This window comes from Polyangium sp. y55x31, assembly GCF_029946505.1.
Classification (GTDB): domain Bacteria; phylum Myxococcota_A; class Polyangia; order Polyangiales; family Polyangiaceae; genus Polyangium.
In genome coordinates this window covers 36,150-60,397 of record NZ_JARZHG010000028.1, presented here as the reverse complement: position 1 = coordinate 60,397, position 24,248 = coordinate 36,150, and the positions used below count along the sequence as shown (strand labels likewise).

Below are 24,248 nucleotides of genomic sequence, written 5' to 3'. Positions count from 1 at the left end.
CAGGCGAGGCCTTTTGCCAAGGAGGGCGCTTGACGCGCCGCACCCCCGCGAGGACCATTCCGACCTACCTCATTCCAGGCGCGGTGGCATCATGCGAAACGACGTGCTCTTTCGGTGCTTGGTTCTCGGTCTGACGGCAGCTTTCGGTTTGATCGGCTGCGGCGGTGACGAGGGCGAAGCCAACGTGACACCGGGGTTCCCCGATCAAACGGGGCAGCTCCCGCGTGGATCGTGGTCTCTCCCGTATCCCGCAGGTCCTTACGGCATCAGCAAGGGCTCGATAGCGCAGAATTACGAGCTGATCGGTTTTCCGAACGCGAAGGAAAATATCGGCGACGGCGTGCGATTCATCTCCTTTGCCGAGTTCTACAATCCGACGGGTGACGGAGTTTTTCCGGAAAACTCCGTGTTCCCCAAGGACACGCCGAAGCCGAAGGCGCTCGCGATCATCATCTCCGCTTCGTGGTGCGGCCCTTGCCAGTACGAGGCGGCCGAGGTGCTCCCGGGCCTGCGCGCGAAGTACAACCCGATGGGCGGCGAGTTCCTCCTCGCGCTCGCGGAAGGAATCTCCGGTTCGCCGGCGACGCCCGACGATCTGTCGAAGTGGGTGAAGAAGTTCGCCATCGACTACCCGGCCGTGACCGATCCGGGCGGCAAGCTCGCGGCGCTCTGGGAGAGCGATTCGTTCCCGGCGAACATCATCATCGACACGCGCACGATGGAGATCGTCCACACGTACGCGGGTCCTCCTCCCGCGACGTACTGGAACACCTTCGAGAAGGTCATCAAGGGGACGCTCTAGTCAGTCCCGAGGGGGACGCCTCGCGTCCCCCTCTCGGCCGGGCAAAGCCCGCCTGCGTGCTCCCTTTCCCCGTTTGCGGCATGATGCGCGGATGAACGCGCGAAAAGCTCACGTCTTCGGCGCCGCGATCGCCGGCCTCCTCCTCAGTTCGTGTGGTGGCGAAATGCCTTCCGCGAAGGCCGGCGGCGGCGCGACGGCGCCCGACTTCACGCTGCCGTCGCTCGACGGCAAGCAAGTCCGGCTCTCGGACTACAAGGGGAACAGCGTGGTGCTGATCGACTTCTGGTCGACCACCTGCGACCCCTGCATGATCGAGATGCCGCACCTCGTCGACCTTTACAAAAAGCACAAGGATCGCGGGTTCGTCGTGCTCGCCGTCTCCGCCGACGGGCCGGAGTCGCGCGCGCAAGTGAGCAGCGTGGTGCGCTCGAAGGACATGATCTTCCCGGTGCTGCTCGACGAGGAGACCGTGGTGACGGCACGCTACAACCCGAAGCGCGAGCTGCCCTTCACCGTGCTCATCAGCAAGGATGGTTCGATCGTGCACAAGCGCGGCGGATACACCGCGGGTGACGAGAAAACCCTGTCCGCTGAGGTCGAGAAGGCCCTCGCGGAGTGATCGGGCGGCGCGCGCGCCATGGTAGAAGGCGCGCGTGAGCTCCTCCTCGCGTCGCGCCGCAGCCGCGCTGGCCGTCACCCTCGGAAGCCTCGCGATCGCGCCCGCGGCGAGCGCCCTCGACCTGCCCGGGCCGGCTGGTGAGCCGATCGGTCTCGACGTCACCAACACCACGGTCGTCGACTACCGCTGGGACAACCGCAACCACGATCCAAGGGCGTTCAACCCGCGGCCGATCGTCGACGACGACTACGGCGAGTGGATCAACCGCCTCAACGTGCAGGCCACGTGGTGGCGCTTCCGCGTGGGCGTGCGGCTCGACTCGGCGCTCTACTACCTGACGACGACGCGGACCGAAGCGCAGGTGATCGCGCAGAAGCAGATCGACGCGGTGAAGCAGGCGGATCCGAACGCCCAGGTCCCGCAGACGATCGACTACGCGAATCGCTTCTACAACGAGCTCAACACGCGGTTTCTGAACAGCATCTACCCGGCCAAACTCTACGTCGGATACAACCAGCCGGGCCTCGACGTCACGATCGGCGATTTCTACGCGCAGCTCGGCCGCGGTCTCGTGCTCAGCGTGCGCAAGATCGACGAGCTCGCGATCGACACGACGATCCGCGGCGGCAAGGTCGTCTTCGACAAGAAGCTCGGGCCCGCGCGGATCGGCGCGACCTTGCTCGCGGGGCAGATGAACCCGCTGCGCTTCGACGAGGTGAGCGGCCGGCGCCTGCACGGCGCAGGTTCGCCCTTGTTTTTCGGCTTTCCGGACGCGAAGCCCGCGACGACCTACGCCATCAACGGGCAGCCGATCGTGGCCGAACCGAGGCCGAGCTACCTCGAGGACACGATCTTCGGCGGCCGCGTCGAGGGCGGGATCGACGCCGTCCAGTTCGCCGCGAACGCGTCGGTGCTGATGCGCAAGTCCTTCACCGAGGAGAACCTCGCGTGCAAGAACGCCTGCCCCACGGGCGACTCGACGTGCGTGGATCGCTGCTACGCGCAGTTCCCCGAGTTCACGGTCCTGCCCGGAGGGCGCTCGCACAACCAGATCCGCACGTTCAGCGGATCGGTGAACGTGCCGTCGATCGCGGGGATCGGCGACCTCTACGTGGAGGTCGCGGGGCAGCAGCTCCGGGACGGCCACGTGGGCGCGATCGACGCGCAAGGCATGGCCACGGAGCGGCAGGCCGACGTGTCGGGGTACGCGGTCTACGCGAACGCGAACTTCGGCCTCGGCAAGCTCCAGCTTTCCTTGGAGGCCAAACATAATCGGAAGTTTTTTCCGCTCGGCTCGAACATCGACGTGACCACGCCGGGCTACAGCGCGCCCGAGTACAGCGTCGTCGCCTACAGCGCGCCGCCGACCGCGGAGCCGATCTACATCGAGCCGATCGAGTCGCCGAACGTGTGCATGACCGGCGGCCGCGCGACCGCGAACTTCAAGTACAGCGAGCACACGTCGGTCTACGGCTGGCTCGGCCGGTACCGGAGCTGGACCGAGGTGCCCACGAACGACCTCTGCCAGTCGATGGACGACCAGTTCCGCACGGACACGTGGGACACGGCCGTGGGCGTCGACATGAGCCGCGAGCAGGGCAAGTCGCACGCGCGCGCCTGGATCGGCATGCGTCTCGCCGAGCGCGCCGTGCCGACGCTCGGGACGCGGGCGCCGGGCGAGACGGACGTCCTCTATTACGAGGGCTACATCCGCTACGACCTCGTCAAGCACATCAAGGGGCCGTTTTCGTTGCAGCTCCAAGGGTTCCACCGGAACCGGTACCTGCCCGCGACGCACGGTCGGGTGTGGAACGAGGGCGAGAACTACACGGCGCTCCACTGGTCGCCGCACCTCTCGGCGGTCTTCGGCTACGAGTACTCGACGCGGCCCGGCTGCCAGCCCGAGCTCGCCGGCGAGGACGAGTTCAAGGTGGTGCTCTGCCACTACCTGAGCGGCGGCCTCACGTATCGATCGGGGAGCACGGACACGTGGGCCTCGCGGCTCGTGAACACCGTGAACCTCTTCGTCGGGCAGCGGCGCGGCGCGATCCGCTGCGTCTCCGGCGTCTGCCGCCTCTTCCCGCCCTTCGAGGGCGCGCGGCTCGAGATCGTTTCTCGCTTCTAGGCGGGCAAACCGCTACTTCGCGCGGAGCATCGCGCACGCGACGCCCGTGCGAACGCGCGGGTCGGCGTCGACCGCGAGGAGCGCCGCGCGCCCGAGCTCGCCGAGCGCCACGAGCGACGTGCCCGCGACCTTGCGCGCTTGCTCGCTCGTCGAGCGCGCGTCCTCCGTGAGGAGCGGGAGCACCTCACGCGCGCCCGCACGCGCGAGCGCCGCCTTCGCGAGCAACGCGCGCATGCCCTTGCCCTTGGCGACGCCGAGGAGCTTCTGCGTGATCTCCGCGCGCTCCTTGGGCTTGGCGCCTTCACCTTCGGCAGGCGCCATCTCCAGGCCGCGGCCGAGCGCCGCGATCGCGACGTCCTCATCCGCGTCGCTCCGCGCCTTCACGAGCGCCTCGCGCACGCCCTTCGTGTCGAGCGTCGCCGCGTGGATCGCGAACACCCGCTCGCGCGTCGAGCCCGTCTCGATCGCCCGCGCGAGCACGCCCGCGGCGTCCTCCACGCCCGGCCCCGGCTGACGGACGAGCACGCCCGCCGCCGCGATCTGCGGCAAACCTCGTTCGACCTGCGACACGCGCACGAGCTGCGCGCGCCCGCCCGCGTCGATCGCGCGCGCCGAGGACCACGCGCCGACGATCGCGACCCGCTCGTCTTCGTCGGCCTTCACGAAGAGATCCTTTAGCGCGAGCACGACGCGCTCGCCGCCGAGGTTGCCGACTGCGTCGATCGCCTGCAGACGCGCGGGCGGATGCGGATCGAGCCGCGCCGCTTCGAGCAGCGCCTCGGTGTCGTTCGGATCGAACGCGTCGAACGAGGCCTTGAGCGCGGCCAGGCGCACGGCTTGATCTCCGTCGGAGAACAAGCTCCTCCGCTGCGGGCCGTCCGCGTACGCGACGAGCCCACGCGCCTCCACCGCGCGCCACGCGGTCGACGCGTCCTTCGACGCGCGTGCCGAGCGCGCCGCCTCCGCGAGATCGTCTCGATCCCAGAGGCGCGCATCGAAGCGGATGAGCGCTGCGATCGCCGCGACCTCGTCGCTGCCTGCGGCGCGCGCTTCGAGCACCTCGTCGAGCCCTTCGGCGCACGACGGCAGCTCCTTCAGCTTGCTCACGCCCGCGTCCCCCTTCGCGGCCTTCACCTCTTGTTCGAGCACCACGCGCGCGATGCGACGCGCCTCGGCCTCGTCGACGGCCTGCTGCGCGGAGCCGCTCGCGAGCGCGCGCCGCGCCCCGCCGAGATCCCCTTGCTCTGCGGCGCGCAGCGCGGGGCCTCCGCCGCAGCCTGCGGTGAGAGCGAGGACGAGGAGACTTCCAAGGGCGCGCGGGAATTTCGTGCGACGAGCGATCATCGGGCGTTCCTTTCGAGCTACCTGACCTCGACCCGTCTCGCAAAGCCTTCCGTGTCCGCGCGCGTTCGGCCCTTTCCCCCGGGCCTCCGGTGCGTCACCCTGCGCGGCTCGGGCGGCTCTTTGGCCTCCCGATCACGCCCATCGCGTCCGCTCCCCTACAGGCCCCGGCGTTGCTGCGGACCTTTTTTTCATGCGTTTCGACGTCATCGCCAACATCACGGCGCGCCTCTACCGACGAAGGCCCTCGCTCCTCGACGAGGTGAGGCGCGTCTCGGCGGGCGTCGCCGAGGTTCACCCCACCTCCCGCGTCGACGAGCTCGACGCCGTCTGCGCGCGGATCGCCGCACGCGGCACGGACCTCGTGATCCTCTCCGGCGGCGACGGCAGCTTCATGGCCGGTGTCACGGCGCTCGCGCGTGCCTTCGGCGAGGCCTCGCTCCCGCGCCTCGCGCTCCTGCCCGGCGGCACGGTCGCCACTGTCGCGCGGAACTTCGGCATGCAGGGGGATCCCACGCGGCTGCTCGCGCGGATCTTCGCGGCTCGCACGCTCGCATCGCGCCGCAGGGCCACGCTGCGGGTGCGCGAGGGCGCGGCGAACGAGCGCATCGGCTTCATCTTCGGCACCGGCCTCGTCGCGCGGTTCTTCGACCTCTACTACGCGGACGGCGCGCGCGGCTACGGCGGCGCGGCTCGGATCGCCGGCCGGATCTTCGTCGAGTCGTTCGTCGACGGTCCGTATGCACAGCAAGTGCTCACGCCCATGCCGTGCACGATCGAGGTCGACGGCCGTCGCCTCGCCTCCGATCGCTGGTCGCTCGTGTGCGCTTCGGTCGTGCGTGACCTCGGCATCGGCATGCGCGTGAACTACCGCGCGGGCGAGGACCTCCATCGCCCGCACCTCGTCGCGAGCCCTCTGCCTCCACGCTCGCTCGGCCCGCGCGCGCCGCTCGTCCTACTCGGCAAGTCCATCGGCGGCGCGGGCTCCTTCGACGACCTCGCGCGTTCGTTCGTCGTGCGTTTTTCCCCCGAAGGTCCCTACGTGCTCGACGGCGACGTGCTGCGCGCCTCGGAGGTTACGGTCTCCGCGGGCCCGCCCATCGACGTCGTCACGCTTTGAGCATCGTCACGCGCTTCGCCGCGTCGGCGCCTTCCTCGTCGCAGCGCCTTTTCGCACGCGCGCCTTCGTCGAGATCTTCGGAACGATCTTCGTCGCCGTCCCCTTCTTCGAAGCGATCGTCTTCACCCCTCGCGCGGACGTCGCCGACGCTGCGACCTTCGGCCTCGGCCTCGTCGTCGCGGGCGCGCGCACCACTGGCAGCTTCGCGGCCTGCGTGATCTTTCCTGCGCGCAGCGCGTCACGCGCCATCGTCACGAAGTCCGAATCGGTCACGATGCCGAGCAGCCGGTGGCCTTCGTCCACCACGGGCAAGCAGCCGATCTTTTGCGTGAGCATGATGTCGGCTGCGTCCGCCGCATCGTCCTCAGGCCCGATCGTATCGACCGACCCACGCATCACGTGGCGCACGCACGTCTTGCGCTTCGCCTCGGCCATGTCGTCCGCCGGCAGCTTGTCGAGGACGCGGCCCGTGGCGGCCAGGAGGTCGCGGTGCGACAGCAGGCCCACGAGCACGTCGCCATCCAGCACGGGCAGGTGACGTACGCGCTCGACGGTCATGAGCTCCTCCGCGAACAGGATGTTGTCGCCGAGCTCGAGCGTGCTGACGGGCGCGCTCATGATCTCTCGCACCTTCACGCGATCCTCCTTGCTCCCGCGCGCGTCGTGCGCACCGCGCCAAACGATGACGCGCGACGCGTTGCACCACGCGTCACGCGTGCATCCGGCGAGCCACGCTCTCGCATGACCGAATCGTGACGGGACGCAGGGGGACGGCTGAAGAGCGCGTGTGACAGTCGGCCTCGTGCAAACGGACGTTCCGGATTCAAAGCCTTCCATCACGGTCGTCGCATCATCGAAGTGGTCGCTGTCCGAGCTGTTCCACGTCGCCGCGCTCGTCGCGATGCACGTGGGCCTCGTCATCGCGCTCGTGCGTGGCCCGACGTGGCGCCTCGTCGCGCTCGCCGCCGCGACCTACTTCGTGCGCATGTTCGCGATCACGGCCGCGTACCACCGCTACTTCTCGCACCGCAGCTTCAAGACGAGCCGCCTCTTCCAGCTCGTGCTCGCCTTCCTCGGCACCACGGCCGTGCAGAAGGGGCCGCTCTGGTGGGCCGCGGCGCACCGCGTTCACCACAAGCACTCCGACACCGAGCGCGACGTGCACAGCCCCCTGCGTCGTGGCTTCTGGTACGCGCACCTCGGCTGGTGGATGGGCAAAGAGCACCAGGAGACGCGGATCGATCTCGTCCCCGATCTCGCCGGTTACCCCGAGCTCCGCTGGCTCGATCGCTACCACGTGATCGGCTCGGCTGCGCTCATCGCCGCGGTCACGATCCCCTTCGGCTTCGACGGCTTCTTGTGGGGCTACGTCGTCTCGACGGTCGTGCTCATGCACGCGACGTTCACGATCAACTCGCTCGCGCACGTCTGGGGATCACGCCGCTACGCGACGAAAGACACGAGCCGCAACAACGCGCTGCTCGCGCTCCTCACGCTCGGCGAGGGCTGGCACAACAACCACCACCACTACATGTCGAGCGCGAATCAGGGCTTCTTCTGGTGGGAGATCGACATCAGCTTCTACGTGCTGCGCGCACTCGAGAAGCTCGGCATCGTGTGGGATCTGCGGCGTCCGCCCGAGCGCATCCTTCGCAAGGACCTCATCGCGGAGGTGGGCGAGCGTGCGCCGCTCCTCCTCGGCAAGCAGACGTCGAGCGAGGACGACGTCGCGCCCTCGCTCGCTCGTACGGCGACGCGCGTCAGTTGACGGTGGACGAGGTCTTGGCGGGGCCGGGCAGCGTGCTCTGCGCCCCGCCGACGCTCTCCGTCCGCGGCTTGCGTTGCTCGCGCTGACGCTCGACGGCAGCGCGCACGAAGCGCGAGAAGAGCGGGTGCGCCGCCTGCGGGCGGCTCTTGAACTCCGGGTGGAACTGGCAGCCCAGGAAGTAGGGGTGATCCCGGAGCTCGACCATCTCCACGAGGCGCTGATCGGGTGACGTCCCCGAGAGCACGAGCCCGCCCTGCGAGAGCGAGTCGCGGTACTTGTTCGACACCTCGTACCGATGACGGTGGCGCTCGCTGATCGACGTCGCGCCGTACGCCTCGGCCGCGAGCGAGCCACGCTCGAGCACGCACGGATACGCGCCGAGGCGCATCGTGCCGCCCTTGTCGAGCACGCCCTTCTGATCGGGCATCAGGTCGATGACCGGATGCGACGCGTTGCGATCGAACTCGGCCGAGTTCGCCCCGTGCAGACCGCAGACGTGCCGCGCGAACTCGACCACGGCGAGCTGCATGCCGAGGCAGATGCCGAAGAACGGCACCTTCTGCTCGCGCGCGTAGCGGATCGCCTCGATCTTCCCCTCGGTGCCGCGATCGCCGAAGCCGCCGGGCACGAGGATCGCGTCGAGCGCGCCGAGCAGCTCCGCCGCGCCCTTCTGCTCGATCTGCTCCGAGTCGATGTACTCGAGGTCGACGCGCACGTCGTTGTGCAGCCCGCCGTGCACGAGCGCCTCGTGCAGCGACTTGTACGCGTCACGCAGGTGCACGTACTTGCCGACGACGCCGATCTTCACCGTGCCGCGCGTGGGCCGCTTGAAGCGCTCGACCACCCAGTGCCACTGCGAGAGGTCCGGCTGACGCGCCCAGATGTTGAGCTTCTCGGCGATCTTCTCGTCGATGCCCTCGGCGTGCAGCACGATGGGCAGCTCGTAGATACACCCGACGTCGACCGCCGCGATCACGCAGTCGACCTCGACGTTCGAGAAGAGCGAGATCTTCTCCTTCATCCCGCGCGAGAGCGGCCGATCGCAGCGGCAGAGCAGGATGTCCGGCTGGATGCCGATCTCGCGCATCTCCTTCACGGCGTGCTGCGTGGGCTTCGTCTTGAGCTCGCCCGCGGTCGCGATGAAGGGCACGAGCGTCACGTGCACGCTGACCGCGTTCTGGCTTCCGCACTCGACCTTGAGCTGACGGATCGCCTCGAGGAACGGCAAGGACTCGATGTCGCCGACCGTGCCGCCGATCTCGACGATCGCGATGTCCACGCCCTCGGCGGCCGCGCGGACGCGGTGCTTGATCTCGTCGGTCACGTGCGGAATCACCTGCACGGTGGCGCCGAGGTACTCGCCGCGCCGCTCCTTCGAGATGACCGACTCGTAGACGCGTCCGGTCGTGAAGTTGTTCTGGCGCGTCATGCGCGCGAGCGTGAAGCGCTCGTAATGGCCGAGGTCGAGGTCGGTCTCCGCGCCGTCGTCGGTCACGAAGACCTCGCCGTGCTGGTACGGCGACATCGTCCCGGGATCGACGTTGATGTACGGATCGAGCTTGATGTGGGTGACGCGCAGCCCGCGCGCCTCCATCAGCGCGCCGATGGACGCCGCGCCGAGGCCCTTGCCGATCGAGGAAACCACCCCACCCGTGACGAAGACGAATTTGGTCCGCTTGCTCATGAACCGCCGCTCCGGCCCCGCGTGGGCGCATCACTCCCGAGCCGCGCTCGGTTGGTTTGTCCGGACTGTCGGGTAGCTCTGCCCGTTTGGGGCAAACTCGCTGCCTGAGCACGTCCGGGGGTTTGGGATGCATCACTCCGCTCGATGGAAGTGACGCCCCAAGCGACAACCAGGGCGCAGTCTAGGCGTCCAGGGTGGCGCGTCAACGCGCGAGCCGCTGAAGAAAAAACAGCCGTTTTCCAGCCTGAAAGCCGCGACGCACCCGGCGAGGGATGCTAACGTGGTCGATCCTGGTGCCGAGGCGCCCTGCCGATGCGTCTTGCCCGTGTCCTCCTTCCGCCGTCACCGGTGCCGCGGATCGCGCTCGAGCGAGACGGCTGCGTCTACGACGTCGCCGAGCTCGAGCGAAGGCGCGAAGGGCCGCTGCTCGACGAGGGTTCGTCCACCGCCGAAGATTTTTTCGCGCGCGTCTTCTCCGTCGGTGGTGCAGGCCTCGACGTCCTGGACGATGGCCTCTGCGCGGGCGAGCGTCCCACCGAGGCGAGGCTCTGGCCCGACGAGCTGCTCTGGCTCCCGCCGTGCCTGCCGGAACGCGCGCTCCTCGTGCAGCTCGTCGATACGCCCGACGGCGAAGAACCTCGTTACCACCTCGGCAACCCGCGTGGATTGTTGGGGCACCAAGAATCCGTCCCCTTCCCGCCGAACGAGCCGCGGCCCGACGTCGAGATCTCGATCGCGGTGCTGCTCGGCGACGAGCTCCGCGCCGCGACGATCGAAGAAGCCGAGCGCGCCATCCTCGGCTTCACGATCCTCCTCGGCTGGGTCGCGCGTGAGCACGAACGAACGAGCGGACGACTTCGCGCGCGTGACTTCGCCGCGACGCTCGGTCCCGTGCTGGTCACGAAAGACGAAGCCGGCTCGCTCGACGAAGCGCGCGTACGCCTGCGCGTGGGCAGCGTGATCGAAGAGCTCGCGCGACCCGCCGCGCCTGCGCTCTCCTTCGCGGAGTCGCTCGCCTTCGTCAGCCGCCACGTCACGCTGCTGCCGGGCGACATCGTTGGTGCTCCACCGATCGAAGGCGGCAGCGATGCTGCGCGACGTCTCGGCCTCGCGTTCGGCGCGACGCTCGAGGTCGCCGTCGATCGTCTCGGAAAGATCGCTGCGCGGCCTGTGCTCGGACCCGAGCCGCCGCCGTATCGCCGCGTGAAGAGCTAGAACCTGCCGACGAGCCCGAGCCCGGTCATGTTCGGCGCCACGATCGGCACCGGCATGATGAACGCGCTCTGCTCCGCCTCCGCGGGTTTCGGCGCGACCGCCTCGGTCTTCATGATGATCGCCTCGGCGACGAGGCCGAGCCCGCCGAGCTGCGCGAGGCCGCCGAGGCCCGTCAAAAGCCCGCGTATCCAGATCGATCCCGAACAGTCGGTCGCCGTGGGATCACCACACTTGTTCTCGGCGATCGCCATCCACGGACCCACGACCGGGATCTTGAGCGACTCCGCGCCCGGCGCATCCGGCCAGCTCGTCGCGGCCACGAAGCCGACGCCGTAGGCGATCGCCGTGATCGCGAGCCCGCCGCCGATGAGCTTCGGCCGCACCGACGACGGCGGATACCGCGGCGCCGGAGCTTCTTCGGTCTCCTCCGCGAAGCTCTGCGAAGAGCCGAGCAAGAGCGCGAGCGTGACGAGGATCGAGGCGCGCTTCATTCCGCTCTTCACTTCTTCTTCGGCGGCGTCGCCGCGGCGGCCTTCGCGGGCAGGTTCACCTTGTACTGCACGACCTTCGGATCCCCCTCGAACGGCAGGCAGTACTCGCCGATGAACGAGCGCTTGATGCACTGCTCGACCGGCGTGCCCGCGAACGGCGCGCCGACCTCGACGTCGGTGATCTTGCCGATCTTGCCGTCGAACGTGACCGACACCGGGCCTTCGCCCGTCGGGCCGTTCTCGACGACGGTCGCGCAGTTCGCGGCCTTCGTCTGGCCACGCTTCAGCGCGATCTCCATCTGCTTGATCTGATCCTCGTTGAGCTTCGCCGGCTCGGCCGCGCCGGTCCACTTCGTGTCCTCGCCGGTGTCACCGGCCGGCGCCTCGCTCTTCGCGCTGCTCTCGTCGGTCGTCTTTGCCGGCGGCTTTTCCCAGGTGGAGTCGTCGCCGGCCTGCTTCGGCTGAGCGCCGCCGCAGGCCACGAGCAGGATGGAGATCGAGAGCCCCAGGGTGATGTGCGAGGTCGAGGTGCGAAGAGCCACGGTCTTCTCCGGTCCCAAAGAGAGGATCGAGTTTGACTCGACCCTAGCAAGGTCTCGCGCTCTCCGCACAATGAAAGCCCACCTCTGCCCTCGTCGGATGCGCGCTCCCGACCCGGACGTTGTAGGAACCTCCCATGCACCAAGGCAGCCGTCTCCGCCCCACGCTTGCCGGCCTCGCGCTCCTCGCCTTCACCGCCTCGGCGCGCTCGGAGGTCCCGACGCCCACCGCGACCCCGGCGCCTGCGGATCGGCCGAGCGCCGAGGCACCCGCGCGCCCCCGCGCGTCGATCGAGGCAGGGCCGATCCTGCAAGCGATCGAGAAGCTCGCGGCGGACGTGAAGGGCTGGGGCGGATCCGTCGGCGTCGCGCTCGTCGACGTGGGAACGGGGGAGACTGTCGCCGCGCGTGAGGGGCACGCGGCCTTCAACCCGGCCTCGAACGCGAAGCTCGTCACGGCCGCCGCCGCGCTGCGCCTGCTCGGGCCGGGGCATCGCTTCGTGACGGGGCTCTACGGCAAGCTCGACGGCGATCGCGTGCCGGAGCTCGTCCTGCGCGGGCAGGGCGATCCGTCGCTCGACGCCGGGAACCTCTGGCCGATGGTGCGTGAGCTCGTGACCGCAGGCGTGCGTCGCGTCGGCGCGATCGCCGTCGACCAGAGTTACTTCGACGAGCGCTTCGTGCCGCCGGCGTTCGAGGAGCAGCCGAACGAGTGGGCGCCGTTCCGCGCGCCTGTCTCCGCGGTCGCGCTCGACGAGAACACGGTGACGCTCTCGGTGCGCGCGGCGGAGAAGGGCAAAGATGCGCAGGTGCGCGTCGATCCGCTCGGCTTCGTCGACGTCGTGGGCACGGTGCGGACGACGAAGAAAGGCGATCCGGAGAAGATCACGCTCGAGCTCACGCCGAAGGGTGATCGTCTCGTCGCGCGCGTGGGCGGACACCTGCCCGAGAACGCGCGTGTCGTGCGTGTTCGGCGGCGCCTCGACGATCCACGCCTCGTGCCGGGCTATGCGCTGCGCGCGGTCCTCGCATCGGCGGGCATCGAGGTCGAGGGGCCCGTGAAGCTCGGCGGCGCCAAGGAGAAGCGCCTGCTCGCGTCGCATCGATCCCGCCCGCTCGGCGAGCTCCTCGCGCTCCTCGGAAAGGACAGCGACAACTTCTACGCCGAGATGATCTTCAAGGCCGTCGGCGCCGAGAAGAAGGCTCGCCCCGGCACCGCGGAAGGCGCGGCCGAGGTCATCACCGGCTACCTCAAGGACATCGGCGCATTCGAGGAGGGGATGGTCGTGAAAAACGGCTCGGGCCTCTTCGACGCGAACCGCATCACGCCCCTCGGCACCACCTCGCTCCTCCGCGCCGCGTATCGCGACGTGACCATGGGCCCCGAGTTCCTCGCGCACCTCGCCGTCGGCGGCGTCGACGGCACGCTGCGCGGGCGCTTCAAGAACCTCGGCGATCGCGGCATCGTCCGCGCCAAGACCGGCACCTTGAACGCCGTCGCCGCGCTCTCCGGTTACGTGCTCGGTCCTCCGGGCCGCGCGCCGCTCGCGTTCTCCATCTACGTGAACGGCATTCCCGACAAGGTCGGCCAGGCCCGCGGCTCGATCGACAAGGTCGTCGAGGCGGCCGCGCGCGCCCTCTGGAAGGACCGTTAGCTCGAGAGCATGCCTTGCTCAGATCGCGCACGCCGTGCCCGTGCGTGTATGACAAGAATGTCATACCCCCCTGAAAGCCGAAGGCCACGCGGAGTGTTTTTCCGCGTGGCCCAGGGTGGGGTGAAGTCTGCGGGGTTGTGCCCCGCCGAACCTCAGTAGTAGTCGCGCATCTGCTTGCGGATCTTCACGAGCGCCTGCTCCTGGAGCTGGCGGATGCGCTCGCGCGACAGGTTGTACTTGTCACCGATCTCCTTGAGCGTGAGCTCGTCCTCGTCGTCGAGGCCGAAGCGCCAGCGGATGATGCGCGACTCGATCGGCGTCAGCGTCGTGAGCAGCCGACGGACCTCGTCGCTCCACTTGCGGTTCGCCAGGTGATCGAACGGCGAGAGCGCGTTCTCCTCCTGGAGGAAGTCGATGAACTTGCGCCCGTCCTCGTCGCCGACCGGGCGATCGAGGGAGAACGGGGTCTCCGCGTAGAAGTCCTTCACCTTGTCGAGCTTCTCGCGCGGAACGCCGGTCTCCTTCTCGAGCTCCTCGATCGTCGGCTCGTGACCCGTGCGCGCGATGATCGCCTGGGTCGCGCGGGCGACGCGGTTGTACGTGTCGAGCATGTGCACCGGGATGCGGACCGCGCGGCCCTTGTCGGCGAGGGCGCGGCTGATCGCGTGCCGGATCCACCACGACGCGTACGTCGAGAAGCGGTAGCCGCGGTTGTGATCGAAGCGCTCGACCGCCTTCATGAGGCCGATGTTGCCCTCCTGAATGAGGTCGATCAGCGGGAGCCGACCGCGGTTGTAGCGGCGCGCGATCGACACGACGAGACGGAGGTTCGCCTTGACGAACCGGTTCTTCGCGTCGTGCTGGGCCTGGAACGTCTTCTCGACCCGATCGAGGTAACGCTTGTACGACGGCGACATCGGCAGCGTCGGACGCGGCGGCCGGATCGGCGCGCCTTCCTCCGTGTCGGCGATCGTGTCCTCCTCGAAGTCCGGCTCGCGCACGAGATCACGCGCGATGCTGCTCGCGCGCGACATCCAGAGGCGGTCGGAGTCCGGCAGGCGGATCACGTTGGCGAGCTCGGTCGTGAGCTGGGCCCACGCCTTCTCGTGCTCGGGCGCGAGCTTGTACTTCTGCTTCTTCGCGATCTTCACGAGCTTCTGCAGCTCTTCGATCTGCGGCGCCTTCACCTCGTCCTCGCCGGCCTTCGCCACGTCCTCGGCGAGCGCGTCGAGCACGAACTCGGCCGCGGGCAGGTACGAGAGCAACGCGACCCAGTGATCGACCTCCGTGCGCTCGACGGCACGCGCGGTCTCGAGCTCCTCCTCGGGGCCCATGACCGGGTGCAGCGCCATGTCGCGGAAATACCGCGCGAGCATGGAGTCACCGCCGCCCTCCTCGATGTCCTTGAGCTCGCGGTCGGCGTTGGTCCGGGGAGAATCCGGCCGGCTGAGCGGCGTGAACTCGAGGTCGATGAACTCGGCCGTCGTCGGCTCCGGATCGTGCATCTCGGGCCGCGGGCGGATGGCGGCGGCCTCTTCCGCGGCCGCGCCTTCGTCATCCAGCATGCCGATGTCGATGTCGGACGCGGCGAGCGGCTCCTTGGCGAGCGGCGGGTTCGGCGTCTTGCCACGCGCGTCGTCGAGGAGCGCCTCGTCGTCGACCGGCGCCTGCGTTTGCTCGGGCTCCTGGCCCTTCGGCCGGCGCTCGATCGTTCCGCTGCGACGAACCGGGCGCGCGCTCGCGACGGGGGCGGCACCGCGACGACCGGGCGCGCTCCCACGCGCGGGCTTGGGGGCCGAGGCGGTGCGCGTCGTGGAGCCCGTCATCGCGGCCTTGGTGGAGGGGCGGTTGGCATCGGGGCGGCGGGCGGTCGACGTGCTCATCTTGCTCTTCGTTGCGGTGGAGGGTTTTTCGTTCACTTCTTCGGAATCACCCTTTCGAGAGTGGAAGCTCTCGGCTGGGTCAAGGAGGGATCGGTCCGGGCTCGTCGGGGTTTCGAAGCTCGCCATGGCAAGGCCCTTGTTCCCGCTGCCCGATGGGGGGCTGAACGGGGGATTGTGCGGTTTGATTCCGGTGGATCCTCTCCGAGAAGAAATCGGCTGGCTCGGGCCGCCGTTCACGGATGCAATGCTGGAGACTGGATCGCTCGTCTTCTCGACGAATTCTGCAAATTTCATGCCGTCATCGGTGTATGTTCCCGAATTTCCCGCTCCCGGGTCGGGCCTATCGCCGGTCGGCATGCTAGGAGCATCCTCCGACGCGGCACGCAGGGAGCCTGGCTCCCCGTCATGCGAGGCGGTGGGCGACAGGCTGCCTCGATGGCGGTGTGCTCCCATGCTTACGCGCTCCGTTGTAGTCGATGATGCCGACTGAGAACACGTCCAGTCGGACATTCGTCTTGCGTGTCGTTCACGAGCTCCGCCGGGATCGGCGAAACTGTTGGATGTTTTCTGGGGCTACCCTGGTGCAGGCGATAGCCCATGGAATCTTGGCTTCGTGCGCTGGCCTTCTCGGGCAGGCGCTGATGGGTAGGCAACTTGCTTCCTTCAGCGCCCTTGTCGACCCCCGCGACGCCCTGCATCATCCGATTTTTCTGGCTTCTATCGGTCTCGGGGCGTCCCTTGTAAAGACTGCAGCCAGCACCTTCTCCATCTACGGTCAGAAGCGGGCTGTCTTTCAGGTCGGAAACGCAATTCGGCGTACGATCACCGCCGCGATCGTGCTGCAAGGGCAACCGCCGAGCGCGGCCGCCACCTCCTTGGCCGCGATCACCGTGCGTATCCGCGACGTTGAACGAGGCGTCGACGAAGGTGTGCTCGCGGCAGCTCGTGCGATTGCACACCTCGTTCCGCTCGCTGTGGCGCTTCTCTGCCTGTCCTCGCGTCTCGCGATCGCCGCAATCCTGCTGCTCGCGCCGTTCGCGTTGATCCTGGCCTTCGCGCGGCGGTTCGTCCGCGTGCATCACGCGCGGTCGGCGCGGCTCGCAGAAGGCCTGCATTCCGCTGTAGACGAGCTCGTACGGCATCTGGATCTATGGCGAACGTACGGAGCCGCGCGGAGGGTTCATGCGGCGCTCGGAAAGGCGGGAGACGAGGCCGGTCGCGCCGCCGCGCGGGCCGAAGCGACGAGGGGCGCGATCTCCGGCGCGAACGAGGTACTCGCCGCGGCCGCATTGCTGGCACTCGTGGTGTGGATCGAGCGATCACAGCCTTCGCTCGGGGATGGGTTGCTCGTCGCATTCGCCGCGGTGTTTTTTATGACGTATCGGCCGCTGCGCGATCTCGGGGATGCGCGGACGGCGATCGAGCGAGGGGCCGCGTCGCTCGAGGCGCTCGAAGCGAGCGTGCAGGTCGGAGGCGCTGAGGCGGCGCTCGAAGCGGCCGAGGCGGCGAGTGTGCAAGGCACGCGCAGTCGGTTCCGGCTGGCGCGGTTGTCGGTCGAGGGGTTGCGTTTCGACGTGGGCGGCGTGAGCGGGCGGGCCGTGCAGTTCACGGCCGAGCCGGGGCGGATCGTGGCGATCGTGGGGCCGACCGGGAGCGGAAAGACGACGCTGCTCCGAGGGCTGCTCGGGCTCGTGCCCGCGACGGAAGGGGTTCTTCGATACGACGGCGAGGAGCTGACGCGCGCAGGGGTCGGTCCGGACGAACGGCCGTTCGCATGGGTGCCGCAAGAGGCGGCGATCGTGTCGGGGACGATCGAGGAAAACGTGGGGCTCGGCGCGAAGGACGCGAAGGACGCGGAGGTCCGGCGGGCGCTCGCGGAGGTCGGAGGGCTCGGGCTCGCCGAGGCGCGTGGCGGGGCGAGGATCGCGGCTGGAGGGCACGAGCTTTCGGGCGGGGAGAGGCAACTCGTGGCGATCGCGCGCGCGGTCGCAAGCCATCAGCCGGTGCTGCTCCTGGACGAGCCGACGTCAGGGCTCGATGCCGAGGCCGAGGCGCGCGTGCTTTCCGCGCTGGCGGCGCAGCGGGGCACGCGGACGATCTTGATCGTGACGCATCGGCCGGGGCCGCTCGCGATCGCGGATGAGGTGATCTCGTTCGAGGGATCGGCGGCCGTGACGGCCACGACGCTCGCAGCTCAGAACTGAGACAAGAAGCGCGGATCGCTCTCGAAGTTCAGGCGGATGTTCGGGATGTCGTAACGGAGCATCGCCAGGCGATCGAGGCCGACGCCGAAGGCGAAGCCGCTGTACCGCTCGGGATCGAGGCCGCAGTGACGGAAGACGTCGGGATGGATCATCCCGCAGCCGAGCACTTCGAGCCACCCCGTGTGCTTGCAGACGCGGCATCCGGCGTAGGTGCCGTCGGGCTTGCGGCAGAAGACGCAGCCGCAGTCGACCTCGGCGCCGGGCTCGACGAACGGGAAGTAGCTCGGCCGGAACCGCACCGGCAGGCCCGGGCCGTAGAGGCGCTCGATGAAGGCCGTGATGACGCCCTTGAGCTCCGCGAAGCTCACCTTCTCGTCGACGAGGAAACCGTCGATCTGATGGAACATCGGCGAGTGCGTGACGTCGTCGTCGCGGCGGTACACGGCGCCCGCCATCACCACGGCGAGCGGCGGCTTGCGGAGCAAGAACTCGCGCGGCTGGACCGTGGTCGTGTGTGTGCGCAGGAGCAGGCCCGGGCCGAGCCAGAAGCTGTCCTGCATGTCCGTCGCGGGGTGATCGGGCGGGAACGCGAGCTTCGTGAAGTTGTTCTCTTCGAGCTCGATTTCGGGGCCCGATTCGGCGACGAAGCCGAGGTCGCGGAAGATCGCGAGCAGCTCGTCCCGAACCTGCGCGATGGGATGGAAATGGCCGCGGCCGAGCTCGAGGCGGCCCGGCAAGCTGAGGTCGTGGGGCAGTCCGCGCAGCTCCGCCTCGCGGGCGGCGCGCGCGATCGCCTGAAGCCGCGCTTCGAACGCGGCCTCGACCTCTTCCTTGAAGGTGTTCACGCGGCTGCCGACCGTGGCTTTCTGGTCGGCGGGGACGTGGCGCATCAGCGCGAGGACGGCCGTGAGCTCGCCCTTTTTGCCGAGAACGCGGGCGTGTTCGAGGCGGAGGGCCTGCTCGCTCGTCGCGGCCGCGAACGCGTCGCGGTAGCGCGTGCCGAGCGCAGCCAGGCCCTCGTCGATGGCCTTGATCGCCTGAGCGGGATCCGCGGCGCTCACGCCCCGATCTCCCGGCCTAGCGGCTTCCGCCCGCGAGCTTCACGACCGCGCCGAACGACGCCGGATCGTGGATGGCGAGCTCCGACAGGATCTTCCGATCGAGCGTGACGTTCGCCTTCTTGAGCGAGCTCATGAGGCGGGAGTACGTCGTGCCGTTCGTGCGGGCAGCGGCGTTGATGCGGACGATCCAGAGGCGCCGGAAATCCCGCTTCTTCAGCTTGCGGCTGATGTAGCCGTACTCCCACGCGTGGCGCAGGACTTCGACGGCTTGGCGGTAGCGGTTCTTCCTGCCAAGGAAATACCCCTCGGTCAGGTTCAGGACGCGGTTACGACGACGACGGGCTTTGAACCCACGCTTGACTCTCGGCATTGGGCGCTCCTCTCTTGCTCGGGATCAGCGGTAGGGCAGGAGGAGCTTCACACGCCCCTCCATCGCCGTGTCGACGGTGTCGTTCTTGCGGAGACGGCGCAGGCGCTTCTTGCTCTTCTCCTGCATGCAGTGGTTCAAGCCGCCCTTGCTCCGGCGGATCTTGCCCGAGCCAGTGACGCGAAAGCGCTTCGCGGCGGCCCGGTTCGTCTTCATCTTGGGCATGGATGCCTTCTCGCTCCCGTGAGGGGTGCGCTCTGCCTGGCCTCGCTCCGACCGTCGGAGCGCCGTTCGAAACCAAGGTAGATGCGGCGGGGCGAGCTTTATGGCGGACGGGTGCGGGGGTTGTCAAGGCCGCGAGGAGCCCCAAGAGCTAGCCTCCCCATCCATGCTCGTCCGCGCCACCTTCGAAGAGCCGTCCAGCGATGGACCCCCCGTCCGTACCACGGTGAGCTTCCATGCTGGACATTCGCTCCTGGAAATCGCGCATTCGCGCGGAATCGCGATCAACGCGCCCTGCGGCGGTCGCGGTTCGTGCGGGAAATGCATCGTCCGCGTGCTCGCCGGCAGCGCGCCGCCGACCGAGGAGGACCGGGCCGTCCTCAGCGAGGGGATGCTCCGCGAAGGCCTCAGGCTCTCGTGCCGGATCCGGCCGCGCACGCCCATCACGGTGGAGGTGCAGAGCCGGTTCGATCTGCGCGCGGCGCCGAGCGTGACGAGGCTCGCGACCGGCGAGCTGCCGAAGATCGTGGATGCAGCCGTGGATCTCGGATCGACGAGCGTGCAACTCCGGACGATCGATCCGAAGACGGGCGAGGTGCTCGGCGAGGCGAGCGTGCTGAACCGGCAGGTGCGTCGCGGCCACGACGTGATGACGCGGCTGACGCACGCGCTGCAAGGAAAGCAGGCGCGCGAGGAGCTGACGGAGGACGCGCGCGAGACGTTGCGGCTGCTCGAAGGCGCAGCGCGCGGGCGGATTTTTCCGGAAGACGGCGCGATCCGACGGTGGGTCGTGGCCGCGAACAGCGCGATGACGACGCTGCTCTGGGGCGAAGACGTGACGAGCCTGGCCGAAGCGCCGTACACGCCGCCGTTCTTCGACGAGCGGACCGGGCCGGCCGCGGACGTGGGTTTGTCCGGGGAGACACTGACGACGTTCCCGCTGCTCGGATCGTTCGTCGGCGGTGACACGGCCGCGGCCGTGCTGGCGACCGAGCTCGATCGATCGGGGCCTCCGCGCATGCTGATCGACATCGGGACGAACACGGAGATCGTGCTCGCGCACGAGGGCTCGCTCTACGCGGCGTCGACGCCCGCGGGGCCGGCGTTCGAAGGAGGAAACATCTCGGTCGGGATGCGCGCGGAGCCGGGCGCGATCGTGCGGGTCGAGGTGCGCGACGATGGGGCCATCCGCCCGACGACGATCGGGACGGTGAAAGCAAAAGGGATCTGCGGGACGGGGCTGCTCGAAGTGCTGGGCGAGCTCGTGCGCGCGGGGCTCGTGGCGAAGGACGGCGCGATCGCGTCGGGCGCGGATCGGATCACGCTCGCGCGGGGCGTGGATCTCCTGCAGATGGACATCCGCGAGCTGCAGCTCGCGAAGGGCGCGCTGCGGGCGGCGACGAAGCTGCTCTGCACGACGGCTGGGATCCGAGACAAGGACCTCGCGCGTGTTTCGGTGGCGGGCGCGTTCGGGACGCACCTCCGGCACGACGTGGCGATCCGTCTCGGGATGCTGCCCGAGGTGGATCCGTCGGCGGTCGTCGCGGTGGGCAACGCGTCGCTCGAAGGCGCGACGGTGTTCGCGCGGGATCCCGAGGCGGCCCGGGCGAGGCTCGCGGATGTCCGGTCGCGGGTCCGGCACGTCGAGCTCGCGACCCGTGACGATTTCCAGGATGTCTTCGTGGCGAGCCTCGATTTCTGAGCGACCTTTCGCGCATCCATCGACGGTGCCGTGTTCCGGTGCTAACTCGCCCGCCCGATGCCGCGCCGTGACGATCTGAGAAAGATCCTGCTGATCGGCTCTGGTCCCATCATCATCGGGCAAGCGTGCGAGTTCGACTACTCGGGAACGCAGGGCGCGAAGGCGCTCGCGGCCGAGGGATACGAGGTGATCCTCGTCAACTCGAACCCCGCGACGATCATGACGGACCCGGAGCTCGCGTACCGCACGTACGTGGAGCCGCTCGACGTACCAACGTTGACGGCCATCCTCGAGCAAGAACGCCCCGACGCGATCCTGCCGACGCTTGGTGGTCAAACGGCCTTGAACCTGGCGCTCGCGCTCGACGCGGCAGGGGTGCTCGCGCGGCTCGGGATCGAGCTCATCGGCGCGAGCCCCGCGGCGATCCGCAAGGCCGAGGATCGAGCGCTGTTCAAGGCGGCGATGGAGCGGATCGGGCTCACGTGCCCGCGCTCGGGCCACGTGAAGAGCGTGGAGGAAGCGCGCGCGCTGGCGGAGACGTCGGGGCCCTGGGGTGCGCCGCTCGGGTATCCGGTGATCGTGCGGCCGAGCTTCACGCTGGGGGGCACGGGCGGCGGGATCGCGTTCCGGCCGGAGGAGCTCGAAGCGAAGGTGCGATGGGCGATCGAGCAGTCGCCGACGCACGAGACGTTGATCGAAGAGAGCGTGCTCGGCTGGAAGGAGTTCGAGCTCGAAGTCATCCGCGACAAGGCGGACAACTTCATCGTCGTCTGCTCGATCGAGAACATCGACCCGATGGGCGTGCACACGGGCGACTCGATCACGTGCGCGCCGTCGATGACGCTGACCGATCGCGAGTATCAAAAGCTCCGGAACGCGGCGCGCGCGGTGATGACGGAGATCGGGGTGGAGACGGGCGGATCGAACGTCCAGTTCGCGGTGAACCCCGAGGACGGTCGGTTCGTGGTGATCGAGATGAACCCGCGTGTGTCGAGGTCGAGCGCGCTCGCCTCGAAGGCGACGGGGTATCCGATCGCGAAGATCGCGGCGAAGCTCGCGGTGGGCTACCGGCTCGACGAGCTGACGAACGACATCACGGGCACGAGCGCCGCGTTCGAGCCGACGATCGACTACGTGGTCGTGAAGTGGCCGCGCTTCGCCTTCGAAAAATTCCCCGGCGCGGATCGGCGGCTCGGGCCGCAGATGAAGAGCGTCGGCGAGGTGATGTCGATCGGGCGCACGTTCGCCGAGGCGCTGCAGAAGGCGGCGCGCTCGCTGGAGACCGGGCGAGATGGCCTGGAGTCGCTGCTCGGGAAGGTCGACTACCGGCAGCTCGGCAGTGATCCGAACCAGGCGCGCGACATGTTGATGGACGCGCCGCGCGAGCCCTCGGTGCCCGTGGAGATGCCGCCGCCGAGCCACGAGGATCTGGTCGCGGCGCTGGAGAAGATCGTGGGCGTGCCCGTGGCCGATCGCCTCTTCTACGTGGCGGACGCGGTGCGGCTCGGGATCCCGCTCGAGTCGTTGTACGAGGCGACGCGCATCGATCGCTGGTTCCTGTCGCAGATCGATCGGATCGTGCGGTTCGAGCGGACGCTCGCGGAGGTCGCGAAGGAGAAGGGCGCGCTCGACGAGCGGACGCTGCGCGATGCGAAGCGGCTCGGCTTTTCGGATCGGTCGATCGCGCGGCTCATCGGGCGCACGGAGGACGAGGTGCGCGCGCTGCGGATGACGCTCGGCGTGCGCGCGGTGTTCGGTCGCGTGGACACGTGCGCGGCGGAGTTCGTGGCGAAGACGCCGTACCTCTACTCGACGTACGAGCGCGAGAGCGAGGCCGCGCCGAGTGGGCGGCGCAAGGTGATCATCCTGGGCGGCGGTCCGAACCGGATCGGGCAGGGGATCGAGTTCGACTACTGCTGCGTGCACGCGGCCTTCGCGCTGCGCGACCTCGGGTTCGAGACCATCATGGTCAACTGCAACCCGGAGACGGTGTCGACCGACTACGACACGTCCGATCGGCTCTACTTCGAGCCGCTCACGTTCGAGGACGTGCTCTCGATCTGCGACGAGGAGCGCAAGGACGGCGAGCTCGTCGGCGTCGTGGTGCAGTACGGCGGGCAGACGCCGCTGAAGCTCTCGGTGCCGCTCGCGCGCGCGGGCGTCCCGATCCTCGGCACGCCCGCGGACGCGATCGATCGCGCCGAGGATCGAGGTCGCTTCGACGCGCTGCTCACGAAGCTCGGGCTCAAGCGTCCGCGCGCGGCCGTGGCGTCGAGCGTCGAGGAGGCGATCGAGGCGGCGCGATCGATCGGCTACCCCGTGCTCGTGCGGCCTTCGTACGTGCTCGGCGGTCGGGCGATGATGATCTGCCACGAGGAGAAGGAGCTCGAGGCGTACACGCACGCGGCGGTCGAGGCCGCACGCGAGGCCGGCACGCACACGATCCTCGTGGACGAGTTCTTGAAGGACGCGATCGAGGTGGACGTCGACGCGCTCGGCGACGGTCGCGAGGTCGTGATCGGCGGCGTGATGCAGCACATCGAGGAGGCCGGGATCCACTCGGGCGACTCGTCGTGCGTGCTCCCGCCGCACTCGCTGCCGCTGGAGGTCGTGGCGTCGATCGAGGAGCAGTCGCGGCAGCTCGCGCTGGAGCTCGGCGTCATCGGCCTCATGAACGTGCAGTTCGCCGTGAAGGGCGGGACGATCTACGTGCTCGAGGTGAACCCGCGCGCGTCGCGCACCGTGCCCTTCGTGTCGAAGGCGACGGGCCGGCCGCTCGCGAAGATCGCGGCGCAGGTGATGGCGGGCAAGACGCTCGCGGAGCTCGGGATCACGGACGGGGTCATGCCGCAGCACGTGGCGGTGAAGGAGTCCGTCTTCCCGTTCGCGAAGTTCCCGGGCGTCGACACGCAGCTCGGTCCGGAGATGCGATCGACGGGCGAGGTGATGGGCATCGCGCCGACGTTCGCACACGCATTCGGCAAGGCGCTGCGGGCGTCGGGGATGCAGCTCCCGAACACGGGATGCGCGTTCATCTCGGTGAAGAACGACGACAAGCCCGCGGCGTGCGTCATCGCGCGGCGGCTGCGCGCGCTCGGCTTCACGATCCTCGCGACGAGCGGGACGGCGCAAGCGCTCGCCCGTGCGCGGATCCCCGCGACGCCCATCAACAAGGTGAACGAGGGCTCGCCGCACGTCGTCGATGCGATGAAGGCGGGGCAGGTCTCGCTCGTCGTGAACACGACGGTCGGCGCGCGGTCGATCCGCGACAGCTACCCGATCCGGCGGAATGCTTTGCTCGCCAACGTTCCGTACTTCACGACGATGGCCGCCGCGATGGCCGCGGTCGACGTCCTCGAGGCGAGCGCGCACGATGCGCGTGCTTCGTATCGGGTCCGCTCGCTCCAGGAGTGGAACCCGTCCACGTGAGAGACTGCGAGCGCCGCCGGC

The 24,248-nt window shown here is 68.8% G+C and carries 20 protein-coding genes; 10 read left to right on the top strand and 10 right to left on the bottom strand.

All coding sequences use genetic code 11. The features are described from left to right. The first annotated feature begins 184 nt into the window (after positions 1–184). The 3 genes from QHF84_RS35240 to QHF84_RS35230 all read left to right on the top strand — a co-directional run bounded on the left by QHF84_RS35240 (position 185) and on the right by QHF84_RS35230 (position 3,546). The gene (locus QHF84_RS35240) at positions 185–802 is read left to right on the top strand and encodes a TlpA disulfide reductase family protein (RefSeq protein WP_281317907.1); all 618 of its coding nucleotides are present in this window, start codon (positions 185–187) and stop codon (positions 800–802) included. Between the two features lie 91 nt (positions 803–893). Next, positions 894–1,421, top strand: coding sequence for a TlpA disulfide reductase family protein (locus QHF84_RS35235; protein WP_281317906.1), 528 nt, complete (start codon positions 894–896; stop codon positions 1,419–1,421). A 34-nt stretch (positions 1,422–1,455) separates the two neighbouring features. Further along, positions 1,456–3,546, top strand: coding sequence for a DUF6029 family protein (locus tag QHF84_RS35230; protein WP_281317905.1), 2,091 nt, complete (start codon positions 1,456–1,458; stop codon positions 3,544–3,546). A gap of 12 nt (positions 3,547–3,558) precedes the next feature. Here QHF84_RS35230 and QHF84_RS35225 read toward each other — a convergent pair whose 3' ends face one another. Then, the gene (locus tag QHF84_RS35225) at positions 3,559–4,890 is read right to left on the bottom strand and encodes a hypothetical protein (RefSeq protein ID WP_281317904.1); all 1,332 of its coding nucleotides are present in this window, start codon (positions 4,888–4,890) and stop codon (positions 3,559–3,561) included. A 190-nt stretch (positions 4,891–5,080) separates the two neighbouring features. Here QHF84_RS35225 and QHF84_RS35220 point away from each other — a divergent pair, with 190 nt between their 5' ends. Further along, positions 5,081–6,007, top strand: a complete 927-nt coding sequence (locus QHF84_RS35220) for a diacylglycerol kinase family protein (protein WP_281317903.1) — start codon at positions 5,081–5,083, stop codon at positions 6,005–6,007. A 6-nt stretch (positions 6,008–6,013) separates the two neighbouring features. Here QHF84_RS35220 and QHF84_RS35215 read toward each other — a convergent pair whose 3' ends face one another. After that, on the bottom strand, positions 6,014–6,643 hold the full coding sequence (locus tag QHF84_RS35215) for a CBS domain-containing protein (protein WP_281317902.1): 630 nt from the start codon (positions 6,641–6,643) through the stop codon (positions 6,014–6,016). Between the two features lie 166 nt (positions 6,644–6,809). Here QHF84_RS35215 and QHF84_RS35210 point away from each other — a divergent pair, with 166 nt between their 5' ends. Continuing rightward, positions 6,810–7,775, top strand: coding sequence for an acyl-CoA desaturase (locus tag QHF84_RS35210; RefSeq protein WP_281317901.1), 966 nt, complete (start codon positions 6,810–6,812; stop codon positions 7,773–7,775). On the opposite strand, the gene QHF84_RS35205 is transcribed toward QHF84_RS35210, so the two are convergent. Continuing rightward, positions 7,768–9,459 (bottom strand): CTP synthase, encoded by a 1,692-nt coding sequence (locus tag QHF84_RS35205; protein ID WP_281317900.1) that lies wholly within the window; start codon positions 9,457–9,459, stop codon positions 7,768–7,770. The two genes, QHF84_RS35210 and QHF84_RS35205, sit on opposite strands and share 8 nt — an antisense overlap. Positions 9,460–9,771: 312 nt before the next feature. Here QHF84_RS35205 and QHF84_RS35200 point away from each other — a divergent pair, with 312 nt between their 5' ends. Next, positions 9,772–10,674 carry a fumarylacetoacetate hydrolase family protein gene (locus QHF84_RS35200; protein WP_281317899.1) on the top strand — a complete coding sequence of 301 codons (903 nt, stop codon included), beginning with the start codon at positions 9,772–9,774 and terminating at the stop codon, positions 10,672–10,674. Here the strand turns inward: QHF84_RS35200 and QHF84_RS35195 are convergent. Together QHF84_RS35195 and QHF84_RS35190 are read right to left on the bottom strand one after the other, a co-directional pair. Next, positions 10,671–11,165 (bottom strand): hypothetical protein, encoded by a 495-nt coding sequence (locus QHF84_RS35195; RefSeq protein ID WP_281317898.1) that lies wholly within the window; start codon positions 11,163–11,165, stop codon positions 10,671–10,673. The two genes, QHF84_RS35200 and QHF84_RS35195, sit on opposite strands and share 4 nt — an antisense overlap. Positions 11,166–11,173: 8 nt before the next feature. After that, complete coding sequence (locus QHF84_RS35190; protein ID WP_281317897.1) at positions 11,174–11,707, bottom strand: hypothetical protein; 534 nt, start codon at positions 11,705–11,707, stop codon at positions 11,174–11,176. Between the two features lie 134 nt (positions 11,708–11,841). Between QHF84_RS35190 and dacB the strand changes: the two genes are divergently transcribed. Then, entirely contained in the window at positions 11,842–13,359 is a 1,518-nt protein-coding gene (dacB, locus tag QHF84_RS35185; RefSeq protein ID WP_281317896.1) for a D-alanyl-D-alanine carboxypeptidase/D-alanyl-D-alanine-endopeptidase, read from the top strand. 152 nt (positions 13,360–13,511) lie between these two features. Here dacB and QHF84_RS35180 read toward each other — a convergent pair whose 3' ends face one another. Together QHF84_RS35180 and QHF84_RS35175 are read right to left on the bottom strand one after the other, a co-directional pair. Then, positions 13,512–15,242 (bottom strand): sigma-70 family RNA polymerase sigma factor, encoded by a 1,731-nt coding sequence (locus QHF84_RS35180; protein WP_281317895.1) that lies wholly within the window; start codon positions 15,240–15,242, stop codon positions 13,512–13,514. Between the two features lie 455 nt (positions 15,243–15,697). Then, positions 15,698–16,384 (bottom strand): hypothetical protein, encoded by a 687-nt coding sequence (locus QHF84_RS35175; RefSeq protein WP_281317894.1) that lies wholly within the window; start codon positions 16,382–16,384, stop codon positions 15,698–15,700. Positions 16,385–16,531: 147 nt separating this feature from the next. Here QHF84_RS35175 and QHF84_RS35170 point away from each other — a divergent pair, with 147 nt between their 5' ends. Next, positions 16,532–17,446: an ATP-binding cassette domain-containing protein gene (locus QHF84_RS35170; protein WP_281317893.1), complete on the top strand. Its 915-nt coding sequence runs from the start codon at positions 16,532–16,534 to the stop codon at positions 17,444–17,446. Here QHF84_RS35170 and pheS read toward each other — a convergent pair. The 3 genes from pheS to rpmI are packed head-to-tail and all read right to left on the bottom strand — an operon-like array spanning position 17,437 to position 19,099. Next, positions 17,437–18,471, bottom strand: a complete 1,035-nt coding sequence (gene pheS, locus QHF84_RS35165) for a phenylalanine--tRNA ligase subunit alpha (RefSeq protein WP_348652909.1) — start codon at positions 18,469–18,471, stop codon at positions 17,437–17,439. The genes QHF84_RS35170 and pheS overlap by 10 nt on opposite strands. A gap of 52 nt (positions 18,472–18,523) precedes the next feature. Next, positions 18,524–18,877: a 50S ribosomal protein L20 gene (gene rplT, locus QHF84_RS35160; protein ID WP_272418474.1), complete on the bottom strand. Its 354-nt coding sequence runs from the start codon at positions 18,875–18,877 to the stop codon at positions 18,524–18,526. A 24-nt stretch (positions 18,878–18,901) separates the two neighbouring features. After that, a complete protein-coding gene (rpmI, locus tag QHF84_RS35155; RefSeq protein WP_153819534.1) occupies positions 18,902–19,099 on the bottom strand; it encodes a 50S ribosomal protein L35 in 198 nt (65 codons plus the stop codon). Positions 19,100–19,322: 223 nt separating this feature from the next. Between rpmI and QHF84_RS35150 the strand changes: the two genes are divergently transcribed. Further along, positions 19,323–20,798, top strand: a complete 1,476-nt coding sequence (locus QHF84_RS35150) for an ASKHA domain-containing protein (protein WP_281317891.1) — start codon at positions 19,323–19,325, stop codon at positions 20,796–20,798. Between the two features lie 57 nt (positions 20,799–20,855). Further along, positions 20,856–24,227, top strand: a complete 3,372-nt coding sequence (carB, locus tag QHF84_RS35145) for a carbamoyl-phosphate synthase large subunit (protein ID WP_281317890.1) — start codon at positions 20,856–20,858, stop codon at positions 24,225–24,227. Positions 24,228–24,248 lie beyond the last annotated feature (21 nt).

Excerpts from the sequence above, each read along its gene's own strand:
- QHF84_RS35195 (WP_281317898.1), bottom strand. The coding sequence starts at position 11,165 with ATGAAGCGCGCCTCGATCCTCGTCACGCTCGCGCTCTTGCTCGGCTCT.
- rpmI (WP_153819534.1), bottom strand. The coding sequence starts at position 19,099 with ATGCCCAAGATGAAGACGAACCGGGCCGCCGCGAAGCGCTTTCGCGTC.
- rplT (WP_272418474.1), bottom strand. The coding sequence starts at position 18,877 with ATGCCGAGAGTCAAGCGTGGGTTCAAAGCCCGTCGTCGTCGTAACCGC.
- carB (WP_281317890.1), top strand. The coding sequence starts at position 20,856 with ATGCCGCGCCGTGACGATCTGAGAAAGATCCTGCTGATCGGCTCTGGT.
- QHF84_RS35220 (WP_281317903.1), top strand. The coding sequence starts at position 5,081 with ATGCGTTTCGACGTCATCGCCAACATCACGGCGCGCCTCTACCGACGA.
- QHF84_RS35225 (WP_281317904.1), bottom strand. The coding sequence starts at position 4,890 with ATGATCGCTCGTCGCACGAAATTCCCGCGCGCCCTTGGAAGTCTCCTC.
- QHF84_RS35180 (WP_281317895.1), bottom strand. The coding sequence starts at position 15,242 with ATGAGCACGTCGACCGCCCGCCGCCCCGATGCCAACCGCCCCTCCACC.
- QHF84_RS35175 (WP_281317894.1), bottom strand. The coding sequence starts at position 16,384 with ATGCCGTACGAGCTCGTCTACAGCGGAATGCAGGCCTTCTGCGAGCCG.
- dacB (WP_281317896.1), top strand. The coding sequence starts at position 11,842 with ATGCACCAAGGCAGCCGTCTCCGCCCCACGCTTGCCGGCCTCGCGCTC.
- QHF84_RS35200 (WP_281317899.1), top strand. The coding sequence starts at position 9,772 with ATGCGTCTTGCCCGTGTCCTCCTTCCGCCGTCACCGGTGCCGCGGATC.
- QHF84_RS35205 (WP_281317900.1), bottom strand. The coding sequence starts at position 9,459 with ATGAGCAAGCGGACCAAATTCGTCTTCGTCACGGGTGGGGTGGTTTCC.
- QHF84_RS35235 (WP_281317906.1), top strand. The coding sequence starts at position 894 with ATGAACGCGCGAAAAGCTCACGTCTTCGGCGCCGCGATCGCCGGCCTC.